21 protein-coding genes and 1 riboswitch are annotated in these 23,089 nt (G+C 71.7%); of the genes, 13 read left to right on the top strand and 8 right to left on the bottom strand.

The annotated features are described in order from the left end of the window. Positions 1-90 precede the first annotated feature (90 nt). The 4 genes from ACH4TG_RS10065 (at position 91) to ACH4TG_RS10050 (ending at position 3,185) form a co-directional block, all read left to right on the top strand. Complete coding sequence (locus tag ACH4TG_RS10065; protein ID WP_398242114.1) at positions 91-969, top strand: 1-aminocyclopropane-1-carboxylate deaminase/D-cysteine desulfhydrase; 879 nt, start codon at positions 91-93, stop codon at positions 967-969. A gap of 52 nt (positions 970-1,021) precedes the next feature. Further along, complete coding sequence (locus ACH4TG_RS10060; protein WP_398241712.1) at positions 1,022-1,570, top strand: GNAT family N-acetyltransferase; 549 nt, start codon at positions 1,022-1,024, stop codon at positions 1,568-1,570. 156 nt (positions 1,571-1,726) lie between these two features. After that, positions 1,727-2,140, top strand: a complete 414-nt coding sequence (locus tag ACH4TG_RS10055) for an anti-sigma regulatory factor (RefSeq protein ID WP_222967773.1) — start codon at positions 1,727-1,729, stop codon at positions 2,138-2,140. 7 nt (positions 2,141-2,147) lie between these two features. Then, complete coding sequence (locus ACH4TG_RS10050) at positions 2,148-3,185, top strand: RNA polymerase sigma factor SigF (RefSeq protein ID WP_398241711.1); 1,038 nt, start codon at positions 2,148-2,150, stop codon at positions 3,183-3,185. A gap of 75 nt (positions 3,186-3,260) precedes the next feature. On the opposite strand, the gene ACH4TG_RS10045 is transcribed toward ACH4TG_RS10050, so the two are convergent. After that, positions 3,261-3,686 carry a hypothetical protein gene (locus tag ACH4TG_RS10045; RefSeq protein ID WP_398241710.1) on the bottom strand — a complete coding sequence of 142 codons (426 nt, stop codon included), beginning with the start codon at positions 3,684-3,686 and terminating at the stop codon, positions 3,261-3,263. Between the two features lie 48 nt (positions 3,687-3,734). On the opposite strand from ACH4TG_RS10045, the gene ACH4TG_RS10040 reads away from it, so the two are divergent. Further along, positions 3,735-4,703: a diacylglycerol/lipid kinase family protein gene (locus tag ACH4TG_RS10040; RefSeq protein WP_398241709.1), complete on the top strand. Its 969-nt coding sequence runs from the start codon at positions 3,735-3,737 to the stop codon at positions 4,701-4,703. A 320-nt stretch (positions 4,704-5,023) separates the two neighbouring features. Next, positions 5,024-5,281, top strand: a complete 258-nt coding sequence (locus ACH4TG_RS10035; protein WP_037913060.1) for a WhiB family transcriptional regulator — start codon at positions 5,024-5,026, stop codon at positions 5,279-5,281. A gap of 152 nt (positions 5,282-5,433) precedes the next feature. Here the strand turns inward: ACH4TG_RS10035 and ACH4TG_RS10030 are convergent, their stop codons facing one another. After that, positions 5,434-6,876, bottom strand: coding sequence for a sensor histidine kinase (locus ACH4TG_RS10030; RefSeq protein WP_398241708.1), 1,443 nt, complete (start codon positions 6,874-6,876; stop codon positions 5,434-5,436). Positions 6,877-7,611: 735 nt separating this feature from the next. After that, positions 7,612-8,634, bottom strand: coding sequence for an SIS domain-containing protein (locus ACH4TG_RS10025; RefSeq protein WP_398242113.1), 1,023 nt, complete (start codon positions 8,632-8,634; stop codon positions 7,612-7,614). A 217-nt stretch (positions 8,635-8,851) separates the two neighbouring features. Here ACH4TG_RS10025 and nagB point away from each other — a divergent pair, with 217 nt between their 5' ends. After that, positions 8,852-9,637, top strand: a complete 786-nt coding sequence (gene nagB / locus ACH4TG_RS10020; protein ID WP_398241707.1) for a glucosamine-6-phosphate deaminase — start codon at positions 8,852-8,854, stop codon at positions 9,635-9,637. A gap of 78 nt (positions 9,638-9,715) precedes the next feature. Here the strand turns inward: nagB and ACH4TG_RS10015 are convergent, their stop codons facing one another. Genes ACH4TG_RS10015 through ACH4TG_RS10000 form a run of 4 tightly spaced genes read right to left on the bottom strand, consistent with a single transcriptional unit; the run spans position 9,716 to position 14,488 of the window. Next, positions 9,716-11,245 (bottom strand): glycoside hydrolase family 3 protein, encoded by a 1,530-nt coding sequence (locus ACH4TG_RS10015; RefSeq protein ID WP_398241706.1) that lies wholly within the window; start codon positions 11,243-11,245, stop codon positions 9,716-9,718. Then, on the bottom strand, positions 11,242-12,093 hold the full coding sequence (locus tag ACH4TG_RS10010; RefSeq protein ID WP_398242112.1) for a carbohydrate ABC transporter permease: 852 nt from the start codon (positions 12,091-12,093) through the stop codon (positions 11,242-11,244). The genes ACH4TG_RS10015 and ACH4TG_RS10010 overlap by 4 nt, the downstream gene beginning before the upstream one ends. A gap of 38 nt (positions 12,094-12,131) precedes the next feature. Continuing rightward, positions 12,132-13,130, bottom strand: a complete 999-nt coding sequence (locus tag ACH4TG_RS10005; RefSeq protein WP_398241705.1) for a carbohydrate ABC transporter permease — start codon at positions 13,128-13,130, stop codon at positions 12,132-12,134. A gap of 56 nt (positions 13,131-13,186) precedes the next feature. Continuing rightward, positions 13,187-14,488 (bottom strand): extracellular solute-binding protein, encoded by a 1,302-nt coding sequence (locus tag ACH4TG_RS10000; protein WP_398241704.1) that lies wholly within the window; start codon positions 14,486-14,488, stop codon positions 13,187-13,189. 302 nt (positions 14,489-14,790) lie between these two features. Here ACH4TG_RS10000 and ACH4TG_RS09995 point away from each other — a divergent pair, with 302 nt between their 5' ends. The 3 genes from ACH4TG_RS09995 to mctP all read left to right on the top strand — a co-directional run bounded on the left by ACH4TG_RS09995 (position 14,791) and on the right by mctP (position 17,602). Then, entirely contained in the window at positions 14,791-15,558 is a 768-nt protein-coding gene (locus ACH4TG_RS09995) for a GntR family transcriptional regulator (RefSeq protein ID WP_398242111.1), read from the top strand. A gap of 125 nt (positions 15,559-15,683) precedes the next feature. Then, on the top strand, positions 15,684-15,941 hold the full coding sequence (locus ACH4TG_RS09990; RefSeq protein ID WP_398241703.1) for a DUF3311 domain-containing protein: 258 nt from the start codon (positions 15,684-15,686) through the stop codon (positions 15,939-15,941). After that, entirely contained in the window at positions 15,938-17,602 is a 1,665-nt protein-coding gene (gene mctP / locus ACH4TG_RS09985; RefSeq protein WP_398241702.1) for a monocarboxylate uptake permease MctP, read from the top strand. The genes ACH4TG_RS09990 and mctP overlap by 4 nt, the downstream gene beginning before the upstream one ends. A gap of 405 nt (positions 17,603-18,007) precedes the next feature. Here mctP and ACH4TG_RS09980 read toward each other — a convergent pair whose 3' ends face one another. Beyond that, positions 18,008-18,964, bottom strand: a complete 957-nt coding sequence (locus ACH4TG_RS09980; RefSeq protein WP_398242110.1) for a helix-turn-helix domain-containing protein — start codon at positions 18,962-18,964, stop codon at positions 18,008-18,010. An 89-nt stretch (positions 18,965-19,053) separates the two neighbouring features. Here ACH4TG_RS09980 and ACH4TG_RS09975 point away from each other — a divergent pair, with 89 nt between their 5' ends. The 3 genes from ACH4TG_RS09975 to ACH4TG_RS09965 all read left to right on the top strand — a co-directional run bounded on the left by ACH4TG_RS09975 (position 19,054) and on the right by ACH4TG_RS09965 (position 22,930). Continuing rightward, a complete protein-coding gene (locus ACH4TG_RS09975; RefSeq protein ID WP_398241701.1) occupies positions 19,054-19,191 on the top strand; it encodes a hypothetical protein in 138 nt (45 codons plus the stop codon). 27 nt (positions 19,192-19,218) lie between these two features. Continuing rightward, positions 19,219-19,387: riboswitch (cobalamin riboswitch) on the top strand. Between the two features lie 133 nt (positions 19,388-19,520). Then, the gene (locus ACH4TG_RS09970) at positions 19,521-21,920 is read left to right on the top strand and encodes a ribonucleoside-diphosphate reductase subunit alpha (protein ID WP_398241700.1); all 2,400 of its coding nucleotides are present in this window, start codon (positions 19,521-19,523) and stop codon (positions 21,918-21,920) included. Then, positions 21,911-22,930 carry a ribonucleotide-diphosphate reductase subunit beta gene (locus ACH4TG_RS09965; protein ID WP_398241699.1) on the top strand — a complete coding sequence of 340 codons (1,020 nt, stop codon included), beginning with the start codon at positions 21,911-21,913 and terminating at the stop codon, positions 22,928-22,930. The genes ACH4TG_RS09970 and ACH4TG_RS09965 overlap by 10 nt, the downstream gene beginning before the upstream one ends. The last annotated feature ends 159 nt before the right edge of the window (positions 22,931-23,089 follow it).

Here is a 23,089-nt window from a genome sequence, read left to right as displayed (position 1 = left end):
ACTGTCACCGGCACGGGTGACAATGAAGCCGTGGCCGCCGCTGACCCTCCCCCCGCCTCCGGCAGGGGCACCCCCGCGCCCTGCCCCGCCGTGGCGCCGCCGGCCGTCCGGCTGCCCTCGCCGCTGGTCGAGGTCGAGGACCCCGAGCTGGGCCGGTACGGCGTGCGGCTGCTGCTGAAGCGGGACGACCTCATCCATCCGCAGCTGGTCGGCAACAAGTACCGCAAGCTGCGGCTCAACCTGGACGCCGCGGCCGCGGCCGGCCACCGCACCCTGCTCACCTTCGGCGGCGCCTACTCCAACCACCTGCGGGCGACCGCCGCGGCCGGCCGGCTGTGCGGCTTCGCCACGGTCGGCGTCGTGCGCGGCGAGGAACTGGCCGGCCGCCCCCTCAACCCGTCGCTGGCCGCGGCCGCCGCCGACGGCATGCGGCTGGAGTTCACGGACCGCGCCACCTACCGCCGCAAGGCCGAGCCGGAGGTGCTGGCCGCGCTGCTCGACCGCCACGGCCCGGCGTACGTGCTGCCCGAAGGCGGCTCCAACGCGCTCGCCGCCCGCGGCTGCGCGGATCTCGGCCGGGAGCTGGCCGGCGCCGCGGACGTGGCGGCCGTGGCCTGCGGCACCGGCGGCACCCTCGCCGGCCTGGCCGCCGGGCTGCCGGCCGGCGCCGAGGCCCTCGGTGTCGCGGTGCTGCGCGGCGGCGCCTTCCTGGACGCGGAGGTCGCCCGGCTCCAGCACGCCGCGTTCGGCGGCCGCCGCGGCCGCTGGCGCGTCGAGGACCGCTTCCCTCACGGCGGCTACGCCCGCACCACTCCTGACCTGGAACGCTTCGCGGACGCCTTCACCGAGCGGCACGGCCTGCCGGTGGACCGGGTGTACGTGGCGAAGATGCTGTACGGCGTGGCGGCGCTGGCCCGGGAGGGCGCGTTCGCCCCCGGTACGCGGGTCGCCGCGGTCATCACCGGCTGAACCGACCGGCAGCTTTACGCACGTCACACCTGCCACCCGTAACCTGGGGGACATGATCCGCGCCGCGATCCCCGCCGACCTGCCGGTCATCCATGACCTGATCCGCCGACTCGCCGCCTACGAACGGGCGTTGGAGGAGGCCAGGGCCACGCCCGAGCAACTCCAGGAGGCGCTGTTCGGCGCCGACCCGGCGGCGCACGTGCTGATCGCGGAGGACGAGGAGAGCGGCGAGGCGGTGGGCTTCGCCCTGTGGTTCCGCAACTTCTCCACCTGGACCGGCACCCCCGGCCTCTACCTGGAGGACCTGTTCGTGCTGCCCGAGGCCCGCGGCGCGGGGCACGGCAAGGCGCTGCTGGCCGCCCTCGCGGCGATCTGCGTCGAGCGCGGCTGGTCCCGCTTCGAGTGGTCGGTACTGGACTGGAACGAGAAGGCGCTGGCCGTCTACCGGGCGATCGGCGCACGGCCGCAGGACGAGTGGACGGTGCAGCGGCTGGCCGGTCCCGCGCTGCAGGCGCTGGCCGCCCAGGCCGCCCCCCGCGCGGAGGCGGCCCCCCGTACGGGGGCCGGTCCGTACAACCGGGCGATTTCGCATGCGAATTGAGACCTGGGATCACTACCCACCGTCCGTACCCATGCGCTTACCATGGGTGACAGAAGCGGATGCCGCCCATGCTCCGTCCGGGCGACACCGATGGACCGAGCACGATAGCGTCACTGCGAACCAGAGCAATCACCGTGTGCCACCTTGGAGGTGTGGGTGTCCCAGATCGCAGGCGAGCCCGGGTCGAAGGACTTCGTCGAGGTCCGGCTGCCCGCGGCAGGGGCGTATCTGTCGGTGCTGCGTACGGCCACGGCCGGACTCGCGGCACGGCTGGACTTCACCCTCGACGAGATCGAGGACCTGCGGATCGCGGTCGACGAGGCCTGCGCGATCCTGCTGCAGCAGGCCGTTCCCGGATCCGTGCTGAGCTGCGTGTTCCGGCTGGTCGGCGACTCCCTGTGGGTCACCGTCTCGGCCCCGACCACCGACGGCCGGGCTCCGGAGCGGGACACCTTCGCCTGGACGGTGCTGTCCGCACTGGCCGGCGAGGTGGACTCCACCGTGGCCGAGGACAAGACGGTCAGCATCGCCCTGCACAAGAAGCGCGGCGCCGTACCAGGGCTGTCGTGAGGCCGTCGTGGTGAGGCCAGGAGACCCGGGTACGCCCGCGGAGCACCAGGCGCCCGCGGCACGCGGACGCGCCTCCGTGCCCGCTCAGCACCCGGACCCCGAGGGGCCCGGGCCGCGGCACGCGGCACTGCCGCACCCCGACCCGGGCGGGCAGGCCCGTGAACGCACTCGCGAGCAGGCCCGTGAGGACCGGATGGACGTGACGGACACGGCGGAGCAGGCAGGCCCGATGGATCAGCACGAGCACGTGAAGAGCACCGGTCAGGCCGGGGCGGGGGACCCGCACGACCCGCACGACCGGTCCGGTGCCCGCGCGCTGTTCGTCGAGCTGAGCAAGCTCCCCGAGGGCTCGCCGGAGCGCGCCGAGCTGCGCAACCAGCTGGTGCGGATGCACCTGCCGCTGGTCGAGCACCTCGCCCGGCGGTTCCGCAACCGCGGGGAGCCGCTGGACGACCTCACGCAGGTCGCCACCATCGGCCTGATCAAGTCCGTCGACCGTTTCGACGTCGAGCGCGGCGTGGAGTTCTCCACCTACGCCACGCCGACCGTGGTCGGCGAGATCAAGCGCCACTTCCGGGACAAGGGCTGGGCGGTGCGCGTCCCGCGCCGGCTCCAGGAGCTGCGGCTGGCGCTGACCACGGCCACCGGCGAGCTGTCCCAGCGGCACGGCCGGGCGCCGACCGTGCACGAGCTGGCCGAGCACCTGAAGATCTCCGAGGAGGAGGTGCTGGAGGGGCTGGAGTCCGCCAACGCCTACAGCACGCTCTCCCTCGACGTGCCCGACACCGACGACGAGTCGCCGGCCGTCGCCGACACCCTCGGCTCCGAGGACGAGGCGCTGGAGGGCGTGGAGTACCGGGAGTCGCTCAAGCCGCTGCTGGAGCAGCTGCCGCCGCGGGAGAAGACCATCCTGCTGCTGCGGTTCTTCGGCAACATGACCCAGTCGCAGATCGCGCAGGAGGTCGGCATCTCCCAGATGCACGTCTCCCGCCTGCTGGCGCGCACCCTGGCGCAGCTCCGGGACAAGCTGCTGATCGAGGAGTGAGCCGCCTCCCCGTGCGGGAGGCGTGAGGATCCCGTGCGCGGGGTGTGAGAACGTGCGGCCGGCCCGGCCCGCGGATCAGGCGGTGCGGCGGATGCCGAGGGCGTCGGTGGTCGCCGGGTGGACCAGCAGGACCAGCCCGGCGATCGCCAGCACGCCCAGCACCGCTCCGCCCGCGATCACCCCGCCGTCGCTCTTGAGCATCGTCCAGGCGACGGGCAGCGACAGCAGCTGCATGATGAGCGCGGGGCCGCGGCTCCACCTGCGGGCCTTGCGCAGGCCGTACGCGGCGCCCAGCGGCAGCGCCGCCAGCACCAGCACCAGCAGCCCGGCGAGCACCGCGTTGGCGCCGCCGGTGAAGCACATGATCACGCCCCAGGCGGCCACCGCGAGCCCCTCGACGCCGGCGATGGCGGCGGCCAGGGTCAGCCGCAGGGGCGGCGGGCCGGCGGGCTCGGCCTGCTGGGTGGTGCCGGGTGACGGGCGCTTCGGGGTCTGGCTCACACCGTTCAGCGTAGCCCGGCCGGAATCACGCTGGGTACGCTGTCGACCATGCGTGCTCTTCTCGTGGTCAACCCTGCCGCCACCACCACCAGCGCACGGGTCCGCGACGTGATCAGCACCGCGCTGTCCAGCGATCTGAAGCTGGACGTGGCCACCACCCAGTACCGGGGGCACGCGAGGGACCTGGCGCGGCGGGCGGTCGAGGGCGGCGAGACCGAGCTGGTGGTCTCGCTCGGCGGCGACGGCACGGTCAACGAGATCGTCAACGGGCTGCTGCACCACGGACCCGACCCGGACACACTGCCGCGGCTCGCGGTGGTCCCCGGCGGGTCCACCAATGTCTTCGCCCGGGCGCTCGGCCTGCCGAACGACGCGGTGGAGGCGACCGGCGCACTGCTGGACGCGCTCCGCGCCGGCTCCTCCCGGACCGTGGGGCTGGGGCTCGTCGAGGGCACCCCCGGCACCGAGGACGAGGGCGTCCCGGCGCGCTGGTTCACCTTCTGCGCGGGCCTGGGGTTCGACGCGGGGGTGGTCGGACGGGTCGAGCAGCAAAGGGAGTTGGGCAAGCGTTCGACGCACGCGCTGTACCTGCGCCAGGTCGCCCGCCAGTTCTTCGCCGACCCGCACCGCCGGCGCGGCCCGATAACCCTGCGGCGCCCGGACGACGAGGAGCTGCCCGGACTGACGACGGCGATAATCTGCAACACCTCCCCCTGGACCTACCTGGGCAACCGCCCGGTGTACGCCTCACCCGAAGCGTCGTTCGACACGGCACTCGATGTGCTGGGGATCACGCGAATGTCGGCGCTGACCGGCACCCGCTACGCGGCACAGTTGCTCCGGTCCACCCCGGAGCGGGGACCGCACGGGAAGCACACCCTGACGCTGCACGATCTGACCGACTTCACCTTGCAATCGCAGGCGCCGCTGCCCTTCCAGGTGGACGGTGACCATCTGGGACTGCGTACGAGTGCGACCTTCACAGGCGTACGCCGGGCACTGCGTGTGATTGTGTAAGTCGAAGAGCCTAAAGTCCTTTTACTCGAACGTTTAGGCTGGCCCGCACCCCTTGGAAGTAGGGCTGTGACCGAGGCGACACCGTGGATTCCAAAAAAAGTTGCCGGAAGGGGTTGTATCTCCAGCCGAGGTTTGCGAACCTCTAACTGGCGATCGGGACGGGCCGCACAGAGGCCCCCCTTGAGAGCCCGAATCCTCCACTTCACACCGCGGGACCGCACCGGCGAAGGCCGGGGGGCGTCCCGTTCCCTGTGAAGGGATTCGTGAAAGCGTTCACATTCACAAGCAACGTGCTTGTCACACAAGGAGTTGGAGCAGCCATGGACTGGCGTCACCGCGCCGTTTGCCGCGAGGAAGACCCCGAGCTCTTCTTCCCCATCGGCAACACCGGTCCTGCGCTGCTGCAGATCGAGGAAGCCAAGGCCGTCTGCCGCCGCTGCCCCGTCATGGACCAGTGCCTCCAGTGGGCGCTGGAAAGCGGCCAGGACGCCGGCGTCTGGGGTGGCCTCAGCGAGGACGAGCGCCGCGCAATGAAGCGCCGCGCCGCCCGCAACCGGGCCCGCAACGCCAGCGCCTGACACCAGGCTTCCCCCCGAGCCGCAGCGCGCAGCACCTGCCATACGCGCAGCAAGCAGCATCACGAGAAGCCCCCGCACCGGACGGTGCGGGGGCTCTTTGCTGCTTCTCCCCCGCCGGCGCCGCCCGGTTGGCGGTCCGCCGCGGCGGCGGCTCAGACCGGCAGTTCGAGGACCACGCGGGTGCCGCGCCCGGGCGCCGGCACCATGTCGAAGGTGCCGCCCAACTCCCCCACCACCAGCGTGCGCACGATCTGCAGGCCCAGGTTGCCGGCCTGCTGGGCGTCGAACCCCTCGGGCAGGCCGCGGCCGTCGTCCTGGACGGTGACCGTGACGCAGTCGCGGCCGCGCACCACGCCGACCTCCACGGTCCCCGACTCGTCCTGGCCGAAGCCGTGTTCGAGGGCGTTCTGCAGCAGCTCGGTGAGCACCATGGACAGCGGGGTCGCGACCTCCGCGGTGAGCACGCCGAACCGGCCCGAGCGGCGGGTGGCCACCCGGCCGGGTGAGATCTCCGCCACCATCGCCAGCACGCGGTCCGCGATCTCGTCGAACTCCACGCTCTCGTCCAGTGTTTGGGACAGCGTCTCGTGCACGATGGCGATCGAGCCGACCCGGCGGACCGCCTCCTCCAGCGCCTCCCTGGCCCGGTCGGAGTCCATCCGGCGGGCCTGCAGCCGCAGCAGCGCGGCGACGGTCTGCAGGTTGTTCTTCACCCGGTGGTGGATCTCCCGGATGGTGGCGTCCTTGGTGATCAACTCCCGCTCGCGGCGCCGCAGTTCGGTGACGTCCCGGAGCAGGACCAGCGAGCCGGTGCGGACGCCCTTGGGGCTGAGCGGGATCGCCCGCAGCTGGATGACGCCGTCGCCGCCCTCGACCTCGAACTCCCGCGGCGCCCAGCCGCTGGCCAGCTTCACCAGCGCCTCGTCCACCGGGCCGCGCTCCGGGGCGAGTTCGGCCGTGGTCTTGCCCAGCTGGTGGCCGACCAGGTCGGCGGCCAGGCCCAGCCGGTGGTAGGCGGAGAGCGCGTTGGGGCTCGCGTACTGGACGATGCCGTCCGCGTCCAGCCTGATCAGCCCGTCACCGGCGCGCGGCGAGGCGTCCATGTCGACCTGCTCGGCCGGGAACGGGAACGTGCCGGCGGCGATCATCTGCGCCAGGTCCGAGGCGCTCTGCAGATACGTGAGCTCCAGCCGGCTGGGGGTGCGGACGGTCAGCAGGTTGGTGTTGCGGGCGATCACGCCCAGCACCCGGCCCTCGCGCCGCACCGGGATCGACTCGACCCGCACCGGCACCTCCTCGCGCCACTCCGGGTCGCCCTCGCGCACGATCCGGCCCTCGTCCAGGGCGGCGTCCAGCAGCGGCCGCCGCCCGCGCGGCACCAGGTGGCCGACCATGTCGTCCTGGTACGAGGTCGGGCCGGTGTTCGGCCGCATCTGCGCGACCGAGACGTAGCGCGTGCCGTCCCGGGTCGGGACCCACAGCACCAGATCGGCGAAGGACAGGTCGGAGAGCAGCTGCCACTCCGAGACGAGCAGGTGCAACCATTCGAGGTCGGAGTCGTCGAGGGCCGTGTGCTCGCGTACGAGGTCGTTCATGGAGGGCACGCTGCGAGCGTACCGTCCGCCCCGACGCGGGTGCGGCGGGGCGTTTGGCGCCGGCCCGGCGCGGGGAATTCCCGGACGGAATCCGTGGCGAACCCATGGACAAGGGCGAATGGTCTAGTCCACAATCGCTAGTGAGACCTCCGCGCTCCCCGCACAGGAGCGCGGACCGAGGCAAGGCGTTCTCTGCCCTGACTACGCCGCGCCTCTCAGGTCGGCCCTATCGGGCCCGTGGGGACCGCACACCCCACCGGCCACGGCGCCGGCGGCAGCTCCGGGCTGCGGTGCTGGAGAGGTTGAGGGTCCTCTCCCGGCACCGCGGCCCGTAGTTTTTGCCCCCCCTTTTTTTGCCGCGCCCTCGCCTCCGGGCCCTTAGACCCACTGTCGACGGTCGATCGTGCTCGACCCGCTCGTACCTCGCGGGACTCCGCGCGTTCTCCCTTTCGACAGCGGCGGGCCCTTTGGCTCGGGCGCTACAAAAACGGGTGAGGCATCACACTCACTGATCCTCCCGGGTTCGCTGTCAGGGCGACCCTGGACCAGCTGTCTGGGGTGCCCCATGGGCCCGCAGTGGTTCTCCCGGGTACGCCGGTGTAGGCATCGAGCCAAAGGGCCCGCCGGTGTCTGGAGGAAGAACGCGCGCAGGCCCGTGAGGAACGAGCGGGCCGAGCACGATCGACCGGCAGACACCGGGTCTAAGGGCCCGGAGGCGAGAGGCCGGCAAAAAAATCAGTGCGTCTCCGTCACCTTTGACAGGGCCCGGGGGGCGTCAGGGTCCTGGCCGCGGGCGATGGCTACTTCGTAGGCGAGTTTTTGGAGGGGGAGGATCTCCAGGAGGGGCTGGAGGGATTCGGGGAGGCGGCCGGTGGGGAGGGCGAAGCCGCCGGAGGCGGTCTGGACCTGGGAGGCGGGGCCGACCACCACGAGGTCGGCGCCGCGCCCGCGCAGGCGGTCGAGGACGGGCTGCAGGGCCTGGCCGCCGCGGCCCTCGGTGACGATCGCGATGACCGGGGAGATGTTGTCGACCATGGCCAGCGGCCCGTGCAGAAGGTCCGCGCCGGAGTAGGCGAGCGCCGGGATGTAGCTGGTCTCCATCAGCTTGAGGGCGGCCTCCTTGGCGGTCGGGTAGCCGTAGCCGCGCGACGTGATCACCATGCGCTCGGCGAACCGGTAGCGGCCGGCCAGGTGCCGCACCTCGTCGCCGCGGTCCAGCACCTCGGCGGCCAGTTCGGGCACCACGGCCGCGGCCGAGCCGTCGTCGCCGCGCAGGCCCTGCACGAACAGGTAGAGCGCCATCAGCTCGGCGGTGTACGTCTTGGTGGCCGGCAGCGCCTTCTCGGGGCCTGCCAGCAGGTCGATGTGGAACTGCGCGATCTCCGCGAGCGGTGAGTCGGGGTTGTTGGTCACCGCCAGGGTGATCGCTCCCGCCTCGGCCGCGGCCGTGGCCGAAGCACCGAGGTCCGGCGAGCCCCCGGACTGGCTGACCGTGATGACCAGCACGTCCTCCAGGTGCGGCGTGGCGCCGTAGGCGGTGGTGGTGGACATCGAGGTGAGCCCGCACGGCAGGCCCAGCTCGACCTCGATCAGGTACTTGGCGTAGAGCGCCGCGTGGTCGGAGGTGCCGCGGGCGCTCAGCAGCACGAACCGCGGCTTCTTCTCGGCGATCCGCCGGGCGGTCTCGCGGATCCGCGGCGCCCCCTCGTCCAGCAGCCGGCGCAGCACCTCGGGCTGCTCGGCGATCTCGCCGGACATGATCCACCCCGGCTCGCCCCTGCGCGGTACGGCAGGCGTCACGGTGTGCGACACCTCCACCGCCTCCCTCCGGACGCCGACCTCCCAAGTCGACCACAGGAGGCGGCGGCCCGCACGACAAGCGGCGGCCCTGCTCTGCTAGATTGGTCTATACCACATGATCAGATGATCCAGGCATCGGACGCCACCCTCACCTCTCCAGAACGGCAGGCCCAGAGTGGAAGTTGTCATCGTCCCGGACGCCACCGCAGGCGGTGAACTCATCGCCGAGGCGATGGCCGCGCTGCTGCGCCGCAAGCCCGACGCCCTGCTGGGCGTGGCGACCGGTTCGACCCCGGTGCCCATCTACCAGGCGCTCGCCGCCAAGGTCGCGTCGGGCGCGGTGGACGCGTCCCGTGCCCGCGTGTGCCAGCTCGACGAGTACGTGGGCCTGCCCGGCGGGCACCCGGAGTCGTACCGCTCGGTGGTGCTGCGCCAGGTCGTCGAGCCGCTGGGGCTGTCCACGGACTCGTTCATGGGCCCGGACGGCACCGCCGAGGACCTGGTGGGCGCCTGCCAGGCGTACGACCGCGCGCTGGCCGAGGCCGGCGGGGTGGACATCCAGCTGCTCGGCATCGGCACCGACGGCCACATCGGGTTCAACGAGCCCTGCTCGTCGCTGGCCTCGCGGACCCGGATCAAGACGCTCACCGAGCAGACCCGGCTGGACAACGCCCGGTTCTTCGACGGCGACATCGACCAGGTCCCGCACCACGTGATCACGCAGGGCATCGGCACCATCCTGGAGGCCCGGCACCTGGTGCTGCTGGCGACCGGTGAGGGGAAGGCCGAGGCGGTCGCGCAGACCGTCGAGGGGCCGGTGGCCGCGGTGGTGCCCGCCTCCGCGCTGCAGCTGCACCCGCACGCCACGGTGGTCGTGGACGAGGCCGCGGCGTCCAAGCTCAAGCTCGCGCCGTACTTCCGCGCCACCTACGCGGCCAAGCCCGCCTGGCAGGGCCTGTAGCCGCCGCGCAGCGCCACGCACGCAAGGGGCGCGGGGAGCCGGTCGGCTCCCCGCGCCCCTTTCCGTTGTGCCGGCGCGTCAGCGGGCGGCCGCGATGGCCTCCGCGGCGGCCTCTCCGCAGACCCGTGCCGCGCCGTGGGTGGCGATGTGCAGCGCGCCGGCCGGCGGCGCCTGCGGGACGCCCATCTCGACCACCACGGTGTCCGGCCGGGCGGCCAGCACCGCGGCCAGCGCCTGCGCCATCCACGCGTGGCGGTGCACGTCCCGGACGACCGCGACGATCCGGCGGTCGCCGGCCGCGGCCAGCAGGCCGTCCACCTCGGGCACGCCGGCCGCGGCGTCAGCCGGCCGGTAGGTGCCGGTCTGCGTGCCGGGGAACAGCCGGGCCAGCTCCGCGGCCACACCCCACGGCGTCACGTCGCCGACCGCGATGTTCGCCACCGGGGTGAACGCCGCGACGTAGGGCGCGCCCTCCAGCGGCGTGAAGGCGCCGCCACGGGTGATCCGCAGCGCACGGCGGGCGGCCTCCAGCCCGACGTCGGAGCCGGGCGCGATCCCCTCCGCCGCGCCCTTGTTCTCCTGCGTCCAGGCCGCGAGCGCCCGCACGCGCGCCGCGGCGTCCGCGAGCCGCTCGGCCGGCAGTGAGCCGTCCCGCACGGCGTCCACGATGGCGTCGCGCAGCGCCACCACCGTCTCCTCGTCGCACAGCCCGCCGCCGACGCAGATGGCGTCGGCGCCGGCCGCGAGCGCCATCACGGTGCCGCGCTCGATGCCGTAGGTGGCCGCGACGGCCTGCATCTCGATGCCGTCGGTGACGATGAGCCCGTCGTAGCCGAGACCGCCCTGGGTGACCGGGGCGCGCAGCAGGCCGGTGAGCACGGCCTGGCTGAGCGTGCCGGGCAGATCAGGGTCGAGCGCCGGCACGAGGATGTGCGCGCTCATCACGGCCTTGGTGCCGGCGGCCAGCGCGGCCCGGAACGGGACGAGTTCGCGGGCGTGCAGCGTGGCCAGGTCGACGTCGATCCGCGGCATCGCGTGGTGCGAGTCGATGGCGGTGTCGCCGTGCCCGGGGAAGTGCTTGACGCAGGCGGCCACCCCGGCCGACTGCAACCCCTCCACGTAGGCGGCGGTGTTGCGGGCCACCAGGTCGGGGTCGGCGCCGAAGGAGCGCACGCCGATGACCGGGTTGCCCGGGTCGGAGTTGACGTCGGCGGACGGCGCCCAGTCGAAGTTGACGCCGCATTCCGCGAGCCGGCGGCCGAGTTCGGCGGCGACCGCGCGGGTCAGCTTGAGGTCGTCGACGGCGCCGAGCGCGAGGTTGCCGGGGAAGGACGAGCCGCCGCGGGCCTCCATGCGCGTGACGTCGCCGCCCTCCTCGTCGGCGGCGACGAGCACGTCGGGGCGGACCGCGCGCAGTTGGGCGGTGAGCCGCGCCACCTGCTCGGGCGTCTCGATGTTGCGCGAGAACAGCGCGACCGAGCCGAGCCCTTCGTCGAGCCGGCGCAGCAGCCAGTCCGGCGCGGTGGTGCCGGCGAACCCGGGCTGCAGGACGGTGAGCGCGTCCCGGGTGACGGTGCCCGGACGGGTGTCGGTGGTAATGACGGTCATCCCTTCACCGCGCCGGCCGTCAGACCGGCGGCCATCTTCCGCTGGACGAGCAGGAACAGAACCACGATGGGGATACCCATCATCGTCGAACCGGCCATCATCGGGGCGTACTCGGTGCCGTGCTGGGTGGTGAAGGTACTCAGCCAGACCGTGGCGGTCTGGTGCTCCTGGCTCATCACCAGCAGGGCGTAGAGGAACTCGTTCCACGCCTGGATGAAGCCGTAGATCGAGGTGGCCACCAGGCCGGGGGCCAGCAGCGGGAAGACCACCCGCAGGAAGGCGCCGGTGCGGGTGCAGCCGTCGACCATGGCCGCCTCCTCCAGCTCCTTGGGGATGTTGACCAGGAAGCCGCGCAACGTCCAGACCGTGAAGGGCAGGATGAAGGTCAGGTAGGTGAGGACCAGGCCGGACAGCTTGTCGATCTGGTGGATCTGGTTGAGCAGCAGGAAGACCGGGATGATCATCGCGACCAGCGGGACCATCTGCACCATCAGGATGCCGACGATGACCAGCTTGCGGCCGCGGAAGGCGAACCGGGAGATGGCCAGCGCCGCGAGCAGGCCGACCACCGCGCCGATCAGCACGGTCCCGGCGCTGACGATCAGGCTGCGCTCGACCGGTCCCCAGAAGTCGCTGATGTTCAGCGCCCGCCGGAAGTTCTCCAGCGACACCGGGAACGGGAAGAAGTGCGGGTTGGGGTCGATCGCGTCCTTGGCCGGCTTGAACGCCGTGTTGAGCATCCAGTAGACCGGGAAGGCGCTGAGGACGAAGACGATCAGGCCCAGCACGTTCCAGCCGACCCGGGTGCGGCGCCGGCGCGCGGCAGCCGCGGTGGCGGCCGGGGACATCGGCGGGGTGCTCACGCCGCTCATGGTGCTCATGCTGCTCATTCGACTTCCCCGATCTTCAGCATCTGCCGCATGTACACGGCGACCACACCGAGCAGCAGCACCACGGTGATGAGCGCGATCGCCGAACCCGTGGCGTAGTCGTTGACGCCGAACGCCTTGTCGTACGAGTACGTGGTCAGCACCTGGAACTCCGGCTCCGGGTGGCCGCCGCGCATCAGCCACACCTGCGGGAACACGCCCATGTCCCAGATCACCGACAGCGTGGTCATCATGACGACCAGCGGCTTGATGATGGGGAAGGTGACGTAGCGGAAGATGCCCAGCGCCCCGGCGCCGTCCAGCCGGGCGGCCTCCTCCAGCTCCTTGGGCACCTGGGTCAGGCCCGCGCCGAGGGTGATGGCGACGAACGGCACCGCGCCCCACACCACCAGCAGCATGATGACGGTCAGGCCCTCGGGCCCGGAGGCGAACCAGTTGTGCCCGTCGTAGTCGACGCCGGGCAGCTTGCTGAGCACCCAGTTGACCACGCCGTAGTCGGTGTCGAACATCCACTTGAAGATGGTGACCGCGACCACCACGGGCATCGCCCAGCTCGCCACCAGGGCGATGTTGATCAGGGTCTTGACCCAGCGCGACACGCGCTGCAGCAGCAGCGCGACGAGCATGCCGAGCACCATGGTGAGGACCACCGCGGAGCCGGCGAAGACGATCGTGCGGACGACGACGGACCAGAAGTCGTTGTCGGTGAGGATCGCCTTGTAGTTGTCGAAGCCCACCCAGGTGGCCGGCTTGAAGCCCCACAGCTGCGGCTTCTTGTAGTCCTGGAAGGACAGCGTGGCCAGCCGCACCAGGGGATAGCCCAGGACGAGGGCCAGGACCAGGATGCACGGCGCGAGCAGCAGCCACGGCGTGGCCACCTGCCCGAGCCGTGATGTCCCGCGCCTTCGCGCGGCCCGGGGTCTCCCGTGGCCTGCGGGAGGTGATGAGTGCCGCTCCGGCGGCACTTGGGTGGTGGTTGTCTCGGCGGCACTCATCACGTGCTCCTCAGGCGTCCCTGTCTACGAGGCGGGGCTGGTCAGGTCGGGCAGCGTCAGTTCTTGACGTTGATGACCTTGTCGATGGCGCTGTCCGCGTCCTTCGCCGCCTGCTCGACGGACTTCTTGCCGGTCGCGATGGCCTGCAGCATGTCCTGCAGGGTCTTCGCCTTCTCGACGGTTCCCCAGCCGGGCGCGGTGGGCACGAACCAGCTGAGCTTGGCCGCCTCGGCGGTCACCGCGGAGGCCGGGTCCGACTCCAGGGTGGCCAGCTGGGTGTTGTTGTTGGGCAGGTTGCCCTTGCCCATCAGGCCCTGCTGCGCCTTGGTGTTGGTGAAGTCGTTGATCCACTCGGCCGCCAGGTCCTGCGCCTTGGACTTGGTCGGGATCGCCAGGTCGGAACCGCCGAGGAAGACCGGCATGTTCTTGCCGGACGGGCCGGGCAGCACGAAGTTGACCAGGTTGTCCTTGAGCTTGCCGCCGGTCTTGTCGAACTTCGGGTCGGCGGCGGACGGCGCCTCCCAGCCGGGGGCGTAGATCATGGCCGACTTGCCCTGGCCGTAGACGATGTAGCGGTCGGACTCGTCCTTGGTGAGGTCGCCGTGCATGTACTTGCTCTCGACGTTCTTCCAGGCGTTCAGACCCTGGATCGCCTGCGGGCTCTCCAGCGCCGCCTTCCACTGGCCGCCGTCCTGCGTGGCGATGGCGCCGCCGGCGTCGTAGACGAAGGACATGGCGGCGTACCAGTCACGGCTGGGCTGGTACCAGGCGCTGAACTTCGCGCCCTCCTTGGCCTGGATCTTGTCCAGGGCACCCGTCAGATCGGACCAGTTCTTCGGCGCGGCGTTGACGCCGGCCGCGGAGGCGATGTCCTTGCGCCAGGTGGCGATGCGGGCGGCAGCGTAGTACGGGACGCCGTACGTCTTGCCGTCGTAGGTGACGGACTGCTTCAGGCCGTCCAGCCAGGCACCGGAGTTGTCGAACTTCGACGGGTCGACCTCGGCGAACGCGCCCTCGGCCATGTAGGGCACCATCTCGGTGTTGCCCATCTCCACCACGTCCGGCGCCTTGTCGGTGGCGAGCACCGCGTCGAGCTTGGCGTTCTTGTCCGGCCACGCGTAGTACTCGTGGTTGATCTTCAGGCCCGGGTGCTTGGCGACGAGCGCGTCGTCCGCGGCCTTCACCAGCTCCGGCCAGTTGTGCTGCGCGTCGACCGTCAGCCAGACGGTGATCGACGACGCGGTCGACTTGCCGGAGTCCCCGCCGGCCTTGTTGTCGTCCTTCTTGCTCGACCCACAGGCCGCCACGCCGGCGATCATGGTCGCGACGCCGATCGCCGCGATGAGCTTGCGCTTCACGCCACCCTCCTCAGGATGCCCGAAACTCCCCCCACCGCCCGAAATGCCGGCCGCAATGCGAACACACTGCGGCCACTCCTGCTCGTGGGTCTGGGATGTGGCCTTAATGGTTTAGACCAGTACCGGGAGCTTGGCCTAGACCTTTGGGGGTGTCAAGGGTGTATAAGAACACCCGTCGGCTCTGTTATCGGACCGACACCTGAGGGGGACAGCCAGCACCAGGCCAGCCCGTGCCACCATGTGAGCCGCGATAAACGGAGGAGCCGGTGACGGCAGCACGTCAGCAGTCGGGAGTAGACGTCATGCAGAGCGACGCGGGAACGGTGGAGTCCACGGGGAACGGCACCGCGGGCCGCACCGCCCGCGTGCCCAAGTACTACCGGCTCAAGCGCCACCTGCTGGACATCACCCAGACCATGCCGCCCGGTACGCCGGTGCCTCCGGAGCGCACGCTCGCCACGGAGTTCGACACCTCGCGCACCACCGTCCGGCAGGCGCTTCAGGAACTCGTCGTCGAGGGCCGGCTGGAGCGCATCCAGGGCAAGGGCACCTTCGTCGCCAAGCCCAAGGTCTCGCAGGCCCTGCAACTGACCTCGTACACCGAGGACATGCGCGCCCAGGGACTGGAACCGGCCTCCCAGCTGCTGGACATCGGCTACATCACCGCCGACGACCGGCTGGCCGGGCTGCTCGACATGAAGGCCGGCGGCCGGGTGCTGCGCATCGAGCGGCTGCGGCTGGCCAACAGCGAGCCGATGGCCATCGAGACCACCCACCTGTCCGCCAAGCGCTTCCCGGCGCTGCGCCGCAGCCTGGCCAAGTACACGTCGCTGTACACGGCGTTGGCCGAGGTCTACGACGTGCGGCTGGCCGAGGCCGAGGAGACCATCGAGACCTCGCTGGCCACCCCGCGCGAGGCCGGGCTGCTGGGCACCGACGTCGGGCTGCCGATGCTGATGCTCTCCCGGCACTCGATCGACACCACCGGCGAGCCGGTGGAGTGGGTGCGCTCGGTCTACCGCGGCGACCGCTACAAGTTCGTGGCGCGGCTGAGCCGTCCGACGGACTGATCGGCCGTCCGGCCTGCGGACATCGTGGCCACACCGTTGGCAGCACGGGTAGTGACTGCGGTCGGTCCCCTCCCCTAGGTTCGTGCGCACTGCACAGGTCGCTCTAGGGGACGGGAGCCACACACATGACAGCCACACCTCCGGACACCGCACCACCGGTGGTCACCCCCTCGCGGGTGATCGCCGGCCTCTGCCTGCTCGCGCCGTTCGTCGCCCTGCTGTGGGTGGACTCCTACTCGCGGGTGACTCCGCGGTTCATCGGCATCCCGTTCTTCTACTGGTACCAGATGGCCTGGGTGCCGGTGGCGGCCGCGCTGACGTACACCGCGTACGTCCTGGTCCGCCGCGAGGAGCGGGCGCGCAAGGGGGGTGCGGCCAAGTGAAGAACGACGTCAACGGCGTCGCCCTCGGCGTCTTCATCCTCTTCTTCCTCGCCGTCACCGTGGTGGGCTTCATGGCGGCCCGCTGGCGGCGCGCCGAGAACGCCCTGCACCTGGACGAATGGGGCCTGGGCGGCCGGAGCTTCGGCACCTGGGTCACCTGGTTCCTGCTCGGCGGCGACCTGTACACCGCGTACACCTTCGTCGCGGTCCCGGCCGCGATCTACGGCGCCGGCGCGGCCGGCTTCTTCGCGGTGCCGTACACGATCATCACGTACCCGCTGGTGTTCCTGTTCCTGCCGCGGCTGTGGTCGGTCTCGCACCGCCACGGCTATGTGACCTCCTCGGACTTCATCCGCGGGCGGTTCGGCTCCAAGAGCCTGTCGGTGGCCGTCGCGCTCACCGGCATCCTGGCCACCATGCCGTACATCGCCCTCCAACTCGTCGGCATCCAGGCGGTGCTGGACGTGATGGGGGTCGGCGGCAGCGACTCCACCAACTGGTTCGTCAAGGACCTGCCGCTGATGATCGCCTTCGCGGTGCTCGCGGCGTACACCTACTCCTCCGGCCTTAGGGCGCCGGCGCTGATCGCCTTCGTCAAGGACGCGCTGATCTACATCGTCATCGTGGTGGCGATCATCTACATCCCGTACAAGCTGGGCGGGTTCGGCGACATCTTCAGCAAGGCGTCCGACGCGTACTCGGTGAAGAGCCCGCAGACCGGGCTGCCGCGCGGCTCGCTGGTGACCGGGCCGAAGGCCCAATGGGCGTACGCCACACTGGCGATGGGCTCGGCCATGGCGCTCTTCCTGTACCCGCACTCGGTCACGGCCGTGCTGTCCGGCAAGAGCCGCGACACCATCCGCCGCAACACCACGATCCTGCCGCTGTACTCGCTCATGCTCGGCCTGCTGGCGATGCTCGGCTTCATGGCGATCGCCGACGGCGTCGGCAAGGGCATCAAGGGCTACAACGGCCAACTCGCCATCCCCCAGCTGTTCGAGAACATGTTCCCGTCGTGGTTCGCGGGCGTGGCCTTCGCGGCGATCGGCATCGGCGCGCTGGTGCCGGCGGCGATCATGTCGATCGCAGCGGCCAACCTGTTCACCCGCAACATCTACAAGGACCTGATCAAGCCGGACGCCACGCCCGAGCAGGAGACCAAGGTCTCCAAGGTCGCGTCGCTGGTGGTCAAGGTCGGCGCGCTGGTCTTCGTGCTCACCATGGACAAGACGGTCGCGATCAACTTCCAGCTGCTGGGCGGCATCTGGATCCTGCAGACGGTGCCGGCGATCGTCGGCGGCCTGTTCACCCGCTGGTTCCACCGCTGGGCGCTGCTGGCGGGCTGGGCGGCCGGCATGGCCTACGGCACGTGGAAGGCGTACGAGCAGTCCAGCCCGAGCCAGGCGCACTTCGGCGGGAACTCCGACATGATCCCGTGGATCGGCGAGAAGGGGTACATCGGGCTGACGGCGTTCGTGATCAACGTGGCCCTCGTGCTCGTGCTCACCCTGGTCCTCAACGCGGTCAAGGCGCCTGCCGGCGCGGACGAGACGGTGGCCTCCGACTACCTGGCCGAGTCCGAGCCGTCCGGCTCCTCCGGCGCCGAGCAGCCCGGTGAGCCCGGGGTCTCCCCCGGCCTCCCCGAACCCGCCGGAGCCTAGCCCTTCGCCGGGCAGCGTCCCCCGCCAACGGGTGGCCCTCCACCCTCCCCCCGGGGGGCGTTCACCCTCCCCCGGGGGGGCGTTCACCTGGCGGTGTGGGTCACCCCTCAGGGGCGCGGGGTCCCCCAGGGCTGCGCCTGGGAGGTGCCCCCAGCGCGAGCAACCGGCCACCGGCCGGTGGTCCGGAGCGGACCGAACTGCCCCTTCGGGACGGTGGCGGAGTGCGGCGCCGCGCTGGCTGGTCGCGCAGTTCCCCGCGCCCCTGCGGGGCACGTTCTGCCCCGCGAGGGGACGTTGCCGGCGGACGGCCCGTGCGGGGCTGAGCGCGCAGTTCCCCGCGCACCTGACGGGGCACCGCCTGCCCCGCGGAGGGGACGTTGCCGGCGGACGGCGGGTGGTGGGGGGTCAGGGGCGCTGGCCGAAGGTGCGGCGGTAGGTGAGGGGCGTCGTGCCGGTCCACCGAGCAAAATGGTGCCGCAGCGTCGCCGCGTTACCGAACCCCGTCCGCACCGCGATCGCATCGACCGTCTGCCCGGTCGACTCCAGCAACTCGCGTGCGAGCAGAACCCGTTGGCCCAGCAGCCAGCGATACGGCGTGGTGCCCGTCTCCTGCTGGAAGCGCCGCGCGAACGTCCGCGGCGACATGTGGGCCCGCGCGGCCAGCTCGTCGACCGTGACCTCGCGGTCGAGGTTCCGCTCCATCCACGCCAGCACGCCGGTGACCGTGTCGCTGGTGGCCCGCGGCAGCGGCCGGTCCACGTACTGGGCCTGGCCGCCTTCGCGGTGCGGCGGCACCACCATGCGGCGCGCGATGGCGTTCGCCACCGCCGACCCCTGCTCCTTGCGCACCAGATGCAGGCACGCGTCGATGCCGGCGGCCGTACCGGCCGAGGTGACCACCCCCGCGTCGTCCACGTAGAGCACGTCGGGCTCGACCATGGCCGCCGGGTAGCGGGCGGAGAGCCGTTCCGCGTGCCGCCAGTGCGCGGCGCAGCGCCGGCCGTCCAGCAGGCCCGCCGCCCCCAGCATGAACACCCCTGAGCAGACGCTGAGCACCGTCGCGCCGCGCTCCACCGCCCTCACCAGCGCGCGCAGCGCGTCCGGCGGGAACGCGCGGTCGTTGAAGGTGTCCCCGGCCGGCACGGCGACCAGGTCCGCCTCCTCCACCCGGTCCAGGTCGTCCGGCACGGACATGCTGAACCCGGCGTGGGTGCCGAGCACCGGCCCCTCGCCGGAGACCACCGCGAAGTCGTACACGGGCAGGCCCTCGTCGCTGCGGTCGAGCCCGAAGATCTCGCAGACCACGCCGAGTTCGAAAGGGTGCACGCCGTCGAGCGCCAGGACGGCCACGTTCTGCAGCATGCTGTCGAGCATGCCACTTGGCAGGATGTTGCGGTAGTACGACAGTCCTGCCACTGGTCCCGGGTAATGCGCGCGAGCACGATTGACTCATGACACTCCTCCTCGACATCGCCGCCCTCCTCGCCCTCGCCGCCTCCCTCACCGCCGCCCCGCTCAGCGGTGCACGGCACGACGCCCGCATCGACCGGCAGATCCGCCGGGCCCAGCAGGGCCCGTCGCGGACCTGAGCACGCCGCGCGACACGCCGCGCCGACACCACTACATGTGGGGTCGGCGCGTTCCGCTGTCCACAAGATGTATGCTCAACTCCGCTGCCCGCAGGGGAAGCCGGTGCGAATCCGGCGCTGCCCCGCAACGGTGAGCGGCGGCGCCCGCGCGCGCCCCCGCACAGCCCGATCGCCTGCCGGCGCCGCGCCCGACGAGCGGGCGCGCTGTGTCCGGGCCTCGCGGATTGGGCTCGCGGACGCTGCTCCGACCTGCCCTCCCCGGGCTCTGCGGTGCTGCCTTCCGTCCCTCTCCGCCGGCCGCCGCCGCGAAACGAGGGAGAGCACCGAACGTGACCATCGCGCCTGACGCACCCGCTGCCGAAGCCGCCGCACCACCCGCAGAGACCACCGACGCCGCCGGCGCCGCGCTGCTCCGCGACCTCGTGACGCTGACCGCCGACCTCCCCGACACCGACCCCGGCCGGGTCGCGGCCGCCGCCCTGCGCGGGCGCAGCGCCACGGCGGACCGGGCCGAGCTGCGCGAGCTGGCCACCGAGGCCGCCGCCGGCCTGATCGCCGAGGACCCCGGGTACTCGCGGCTGGCCGCCCGGCTGCTGACCGCCACGATCGCCGAAGAGGCCGCGGGCCAGGGGGCGGTGTCCTTCTCGTCCTCGGTCGCCGTGGGCCACCGCGAGGGCCTGATCGGCGACCGCACCGCCGACTTCGTGACGCTGCACGCCACGCGGCTGGACGCGCTGGTCGAGCAGGCGCTCGCCGAGGGCGCCGACGACCGCTTCGGCTACTTCGGGCTGCGTACGCTGTACAGCCGCTACCTGCTGCGGCACCCGATCACCCGCCAGGTCGTCGAGACCCCGCAGCACTTCATGCTGCGCGTCGCCTGCGGCCTGGCCGAGGACGACACCGTCCGCGCCGCGCAGGACGTGGCCGCGCTGTACCGGCTGATGAACCGGCTGGAGTACCTGCCGAGTTCACCGACCCTGTTCAACTCCGGCACCCGCCACCCGCAGATGTCCTCGTGCTACCTGCTGGACTCCCCGCAGGACGAGCTGGGCTCGATCTACGACGGCTACGCGCAGATCGCCCGGCTGTCCAAGCACGCGGGCGGCATCGGCCTGTCGTACTCCCGGGTCCGCGCCCGCGGCGCGCTGATCCGCGGCACCAACGGCCACTCCAACGGCATCGTGCCGTTCCTCAAGACGCTCGACGCCTCGGTGGCCGCGGTCAACCAGGGCGGGCGCCGCAAGGGCGCGGCGGCGGTGTACCTGGAGACGTGGCACGCCGACATCGAGGAGTTCCTGGAGCTGCGGGACAACACCGGTGAGGACGCCCGCCGCACCCACAACCTCAACCTGGCGCACTGGGTGCCGGACGAGTTCATGCGCCGCGTCGACGCCGACGGCACGTGGTCGCTGTTCTCCCCCTCCGACGTGCCGCAGCTGGTCGACCTGTGGGGCGCGGACTTCGACGCCGCCTACCGGGCCGCGGAGGCCGCGGGCCTGGCCCGCAAGACCCTGCCCGCCCGGGAGCTGTACGGCCGGATGATGCGCACCCTCGCGCAGACCGGCAACGGCTGGATGACGTTCAAGGACGCCGCGAACCGCACCGCCAACCAGACCGCGGAGCCCGGCCGCACCGTCCACTCCTCCAACCTGTGCACCGAGATCCTGGAGGTCAGCGACGGCTCGGAGACCGCGGTGTGCAACCTCGGCTCGGTCAACCTGGGCGCGTTCGTCACCCCGGACGGCGACCTGGACTGGACGCGGCTGGACGAGACCGTCCGCACCGCCGTGACGTTCCTGGACCGCGTGGTGGACATCAACTTCTACCCGACCGAGCAGGCCGGCCGCTCCAACGCCCGCTGGCGTCCGGTGGGCCTGGGCGTGATGGGCCTGCAGGACGTGTTCTTCCGGCTGCGGCTGCCCTTCGACTCCGCCGGGGCGAGGGAGCTGTCCACCCGGATCGCCGAGCGGATCATGCTGGCCGCCTACGAGGCGTCCTGCGACCTGGCCGAGCGCAGCGGACCGCTGCCGGCCTGGGAGAAGACCCGCACCGCGGCCGGCGTGCTGCACCCCGACCACTACGGCGTCTCCCTCAACTGGCCCGAGCGGTGGGCCGCGTTGCGCACCCGGATGGCCGCCACCGGGCTGCGCAACTCCCTGCTGCTGGCCATCGCGCCGACCGCCACGATCGCCTCGATCGCCGGCGCCTACGAGTGCATCGAGCCGCAGGTCTCCAACCTGTTCAAGCGCGAGACGCTCTCCGGCGAGTTCCTCCAGGTCAACTCCTACCTGGTGGCGGACCTGAAGCGGCTCGGGGTGTGGGACGACCAGACCCGCGAGGCGCTCCGCGAGGCCAACGGCAGCGTGCAGGGCCTGCGGTGGATCCCGGAGGAGGTGCGGTCGCTGTACCGCACGGCGTGGGAGATCCCGCAGCGCGGGCTGATCGACATGGCCGCGGCCCGCACGCCGTTCCTGGACCAGAGCCAGTCGCTGAACCTGTTCATGGAGACGCCGACCATCGGCAAGCTCAGCTCGATGTACGCCTACGCCTGGAAGCAGGGCCTGAAGACCACGTACTACCTGCGCTCGCGCCCGGCCACCCGGATCGCCCGGGCCGCGCAGGCACAGGCCCCGGCGCGGGTCCCCGTGCCGGCCCCGGCCGCCCCCGGCGACGCCGACGCGGTCGCCTGCTCCCTGGAGAACCCCGAGTCCTGCGAGGCATGCCAGTGATGACCACCGAGAAGAACCTGCTCGACCCCGGGTTCGAGCTGACCCTGCGCCCGATGCGCTACCCCGACTTCTACGAGCGCTACCGCGACGCGATCAAGAACACCTGGACGGTGGAGGAGGTCGACCTCCACTCCGACGTGGCCGACCTGGCCAAGCTCAGCGCCGCCGAACAGCACCTGATCGGCCGCCTGGTGGCGTTCTTCGCCACCGGCGACTCGATCGTCGCCAACAACCTGGTGCTCACCCTCTACAAGCACATCAACTCCCCCGAGGCGCGGCTGTACCTGAGCCGGCAGCTGTTCGAGGAGGCCGTGCACGTCCAGTTCTATCTGACGCTGCTCGACACCTACCTGCCCGACCCGGAGGACCGCACGGCGGCGTTCGCGGCGGTGGAGAACATCCCGTCGATCCGCGAGAAGGCGCAGTTCTGCTTCCGCTGGATGGACTCGGTGGAGTCCATCGACCGGCTGGAGTCCCGCGCCGACCGCCGCCGGTTCCTGCTGAACCTGATCTGCTTCGCGGCCTGCATCGAGGGCCTGTTCTTCTACGGGGCCTTCGCGTACGTGTACTGGTTCCGCTCGCGCGGGCTGCTGCACGGCCTGGCGACCGGCACCAACTGGGTGTTCCGCGACGAGACGATGCACATGAGCTTCGCCTTCGACGTGGTCGACACCGTCCGCAAGGAGGAGCCGGAGCTGTTCGACGAGCAGCTGCGCGAGCAGGTCACCGCGATGCTCGGGGAGGCGGTCGAGGCCGAGCTGCAGTTCGCCCGGGACCTGTGCGGGGACGGCCTGCCCGGCATGAACACCGAGTCGATGCGCGCCTATCTGGAGTGCGTGGCCGACCAGCGGCTGGTCCGGCTGGGCTTCGCGCCGGTGTACGGGTCGCAGAACCCGTTCGCGTTCATGGAGTTGCAGGGGGTGCAGGAGCTGACCAACTTCTTCGAGCGCCGGCCCTCCGCCTACCAGGTCGCCGTCGAGGGCTCGGTCGCCCTGGACGAGGACTTCTGATCGCCCTGCCGCCCGGCGGCACCCGCGGGGGCCCCCCCCCCCCCGCGGGGCCCCCCCCCCCCCCCGGGGGGGGGGGGGGGTGGGGGGTGGGGGGGGGGGGGGCCCCCCGCCCGCCCCCCCCCCCGGGGGGCCCCCGGGGGCCGCCCGGGGGGTTTGTAC

It is taken from the genome of Streptomyces sp. NPDC020917, assembly GCF_044333795.1.
GTDB lineage: Bacteria > Actinomycetota > Actinomycetes > Streptomycetales > Streptomycetaceae > Actinacidiphila.
The sequence above is the reverse complement of the archived record's forward strand: the minus strand, read 5'-3'. Positions and strand labels throughout refer to the sequence as shown.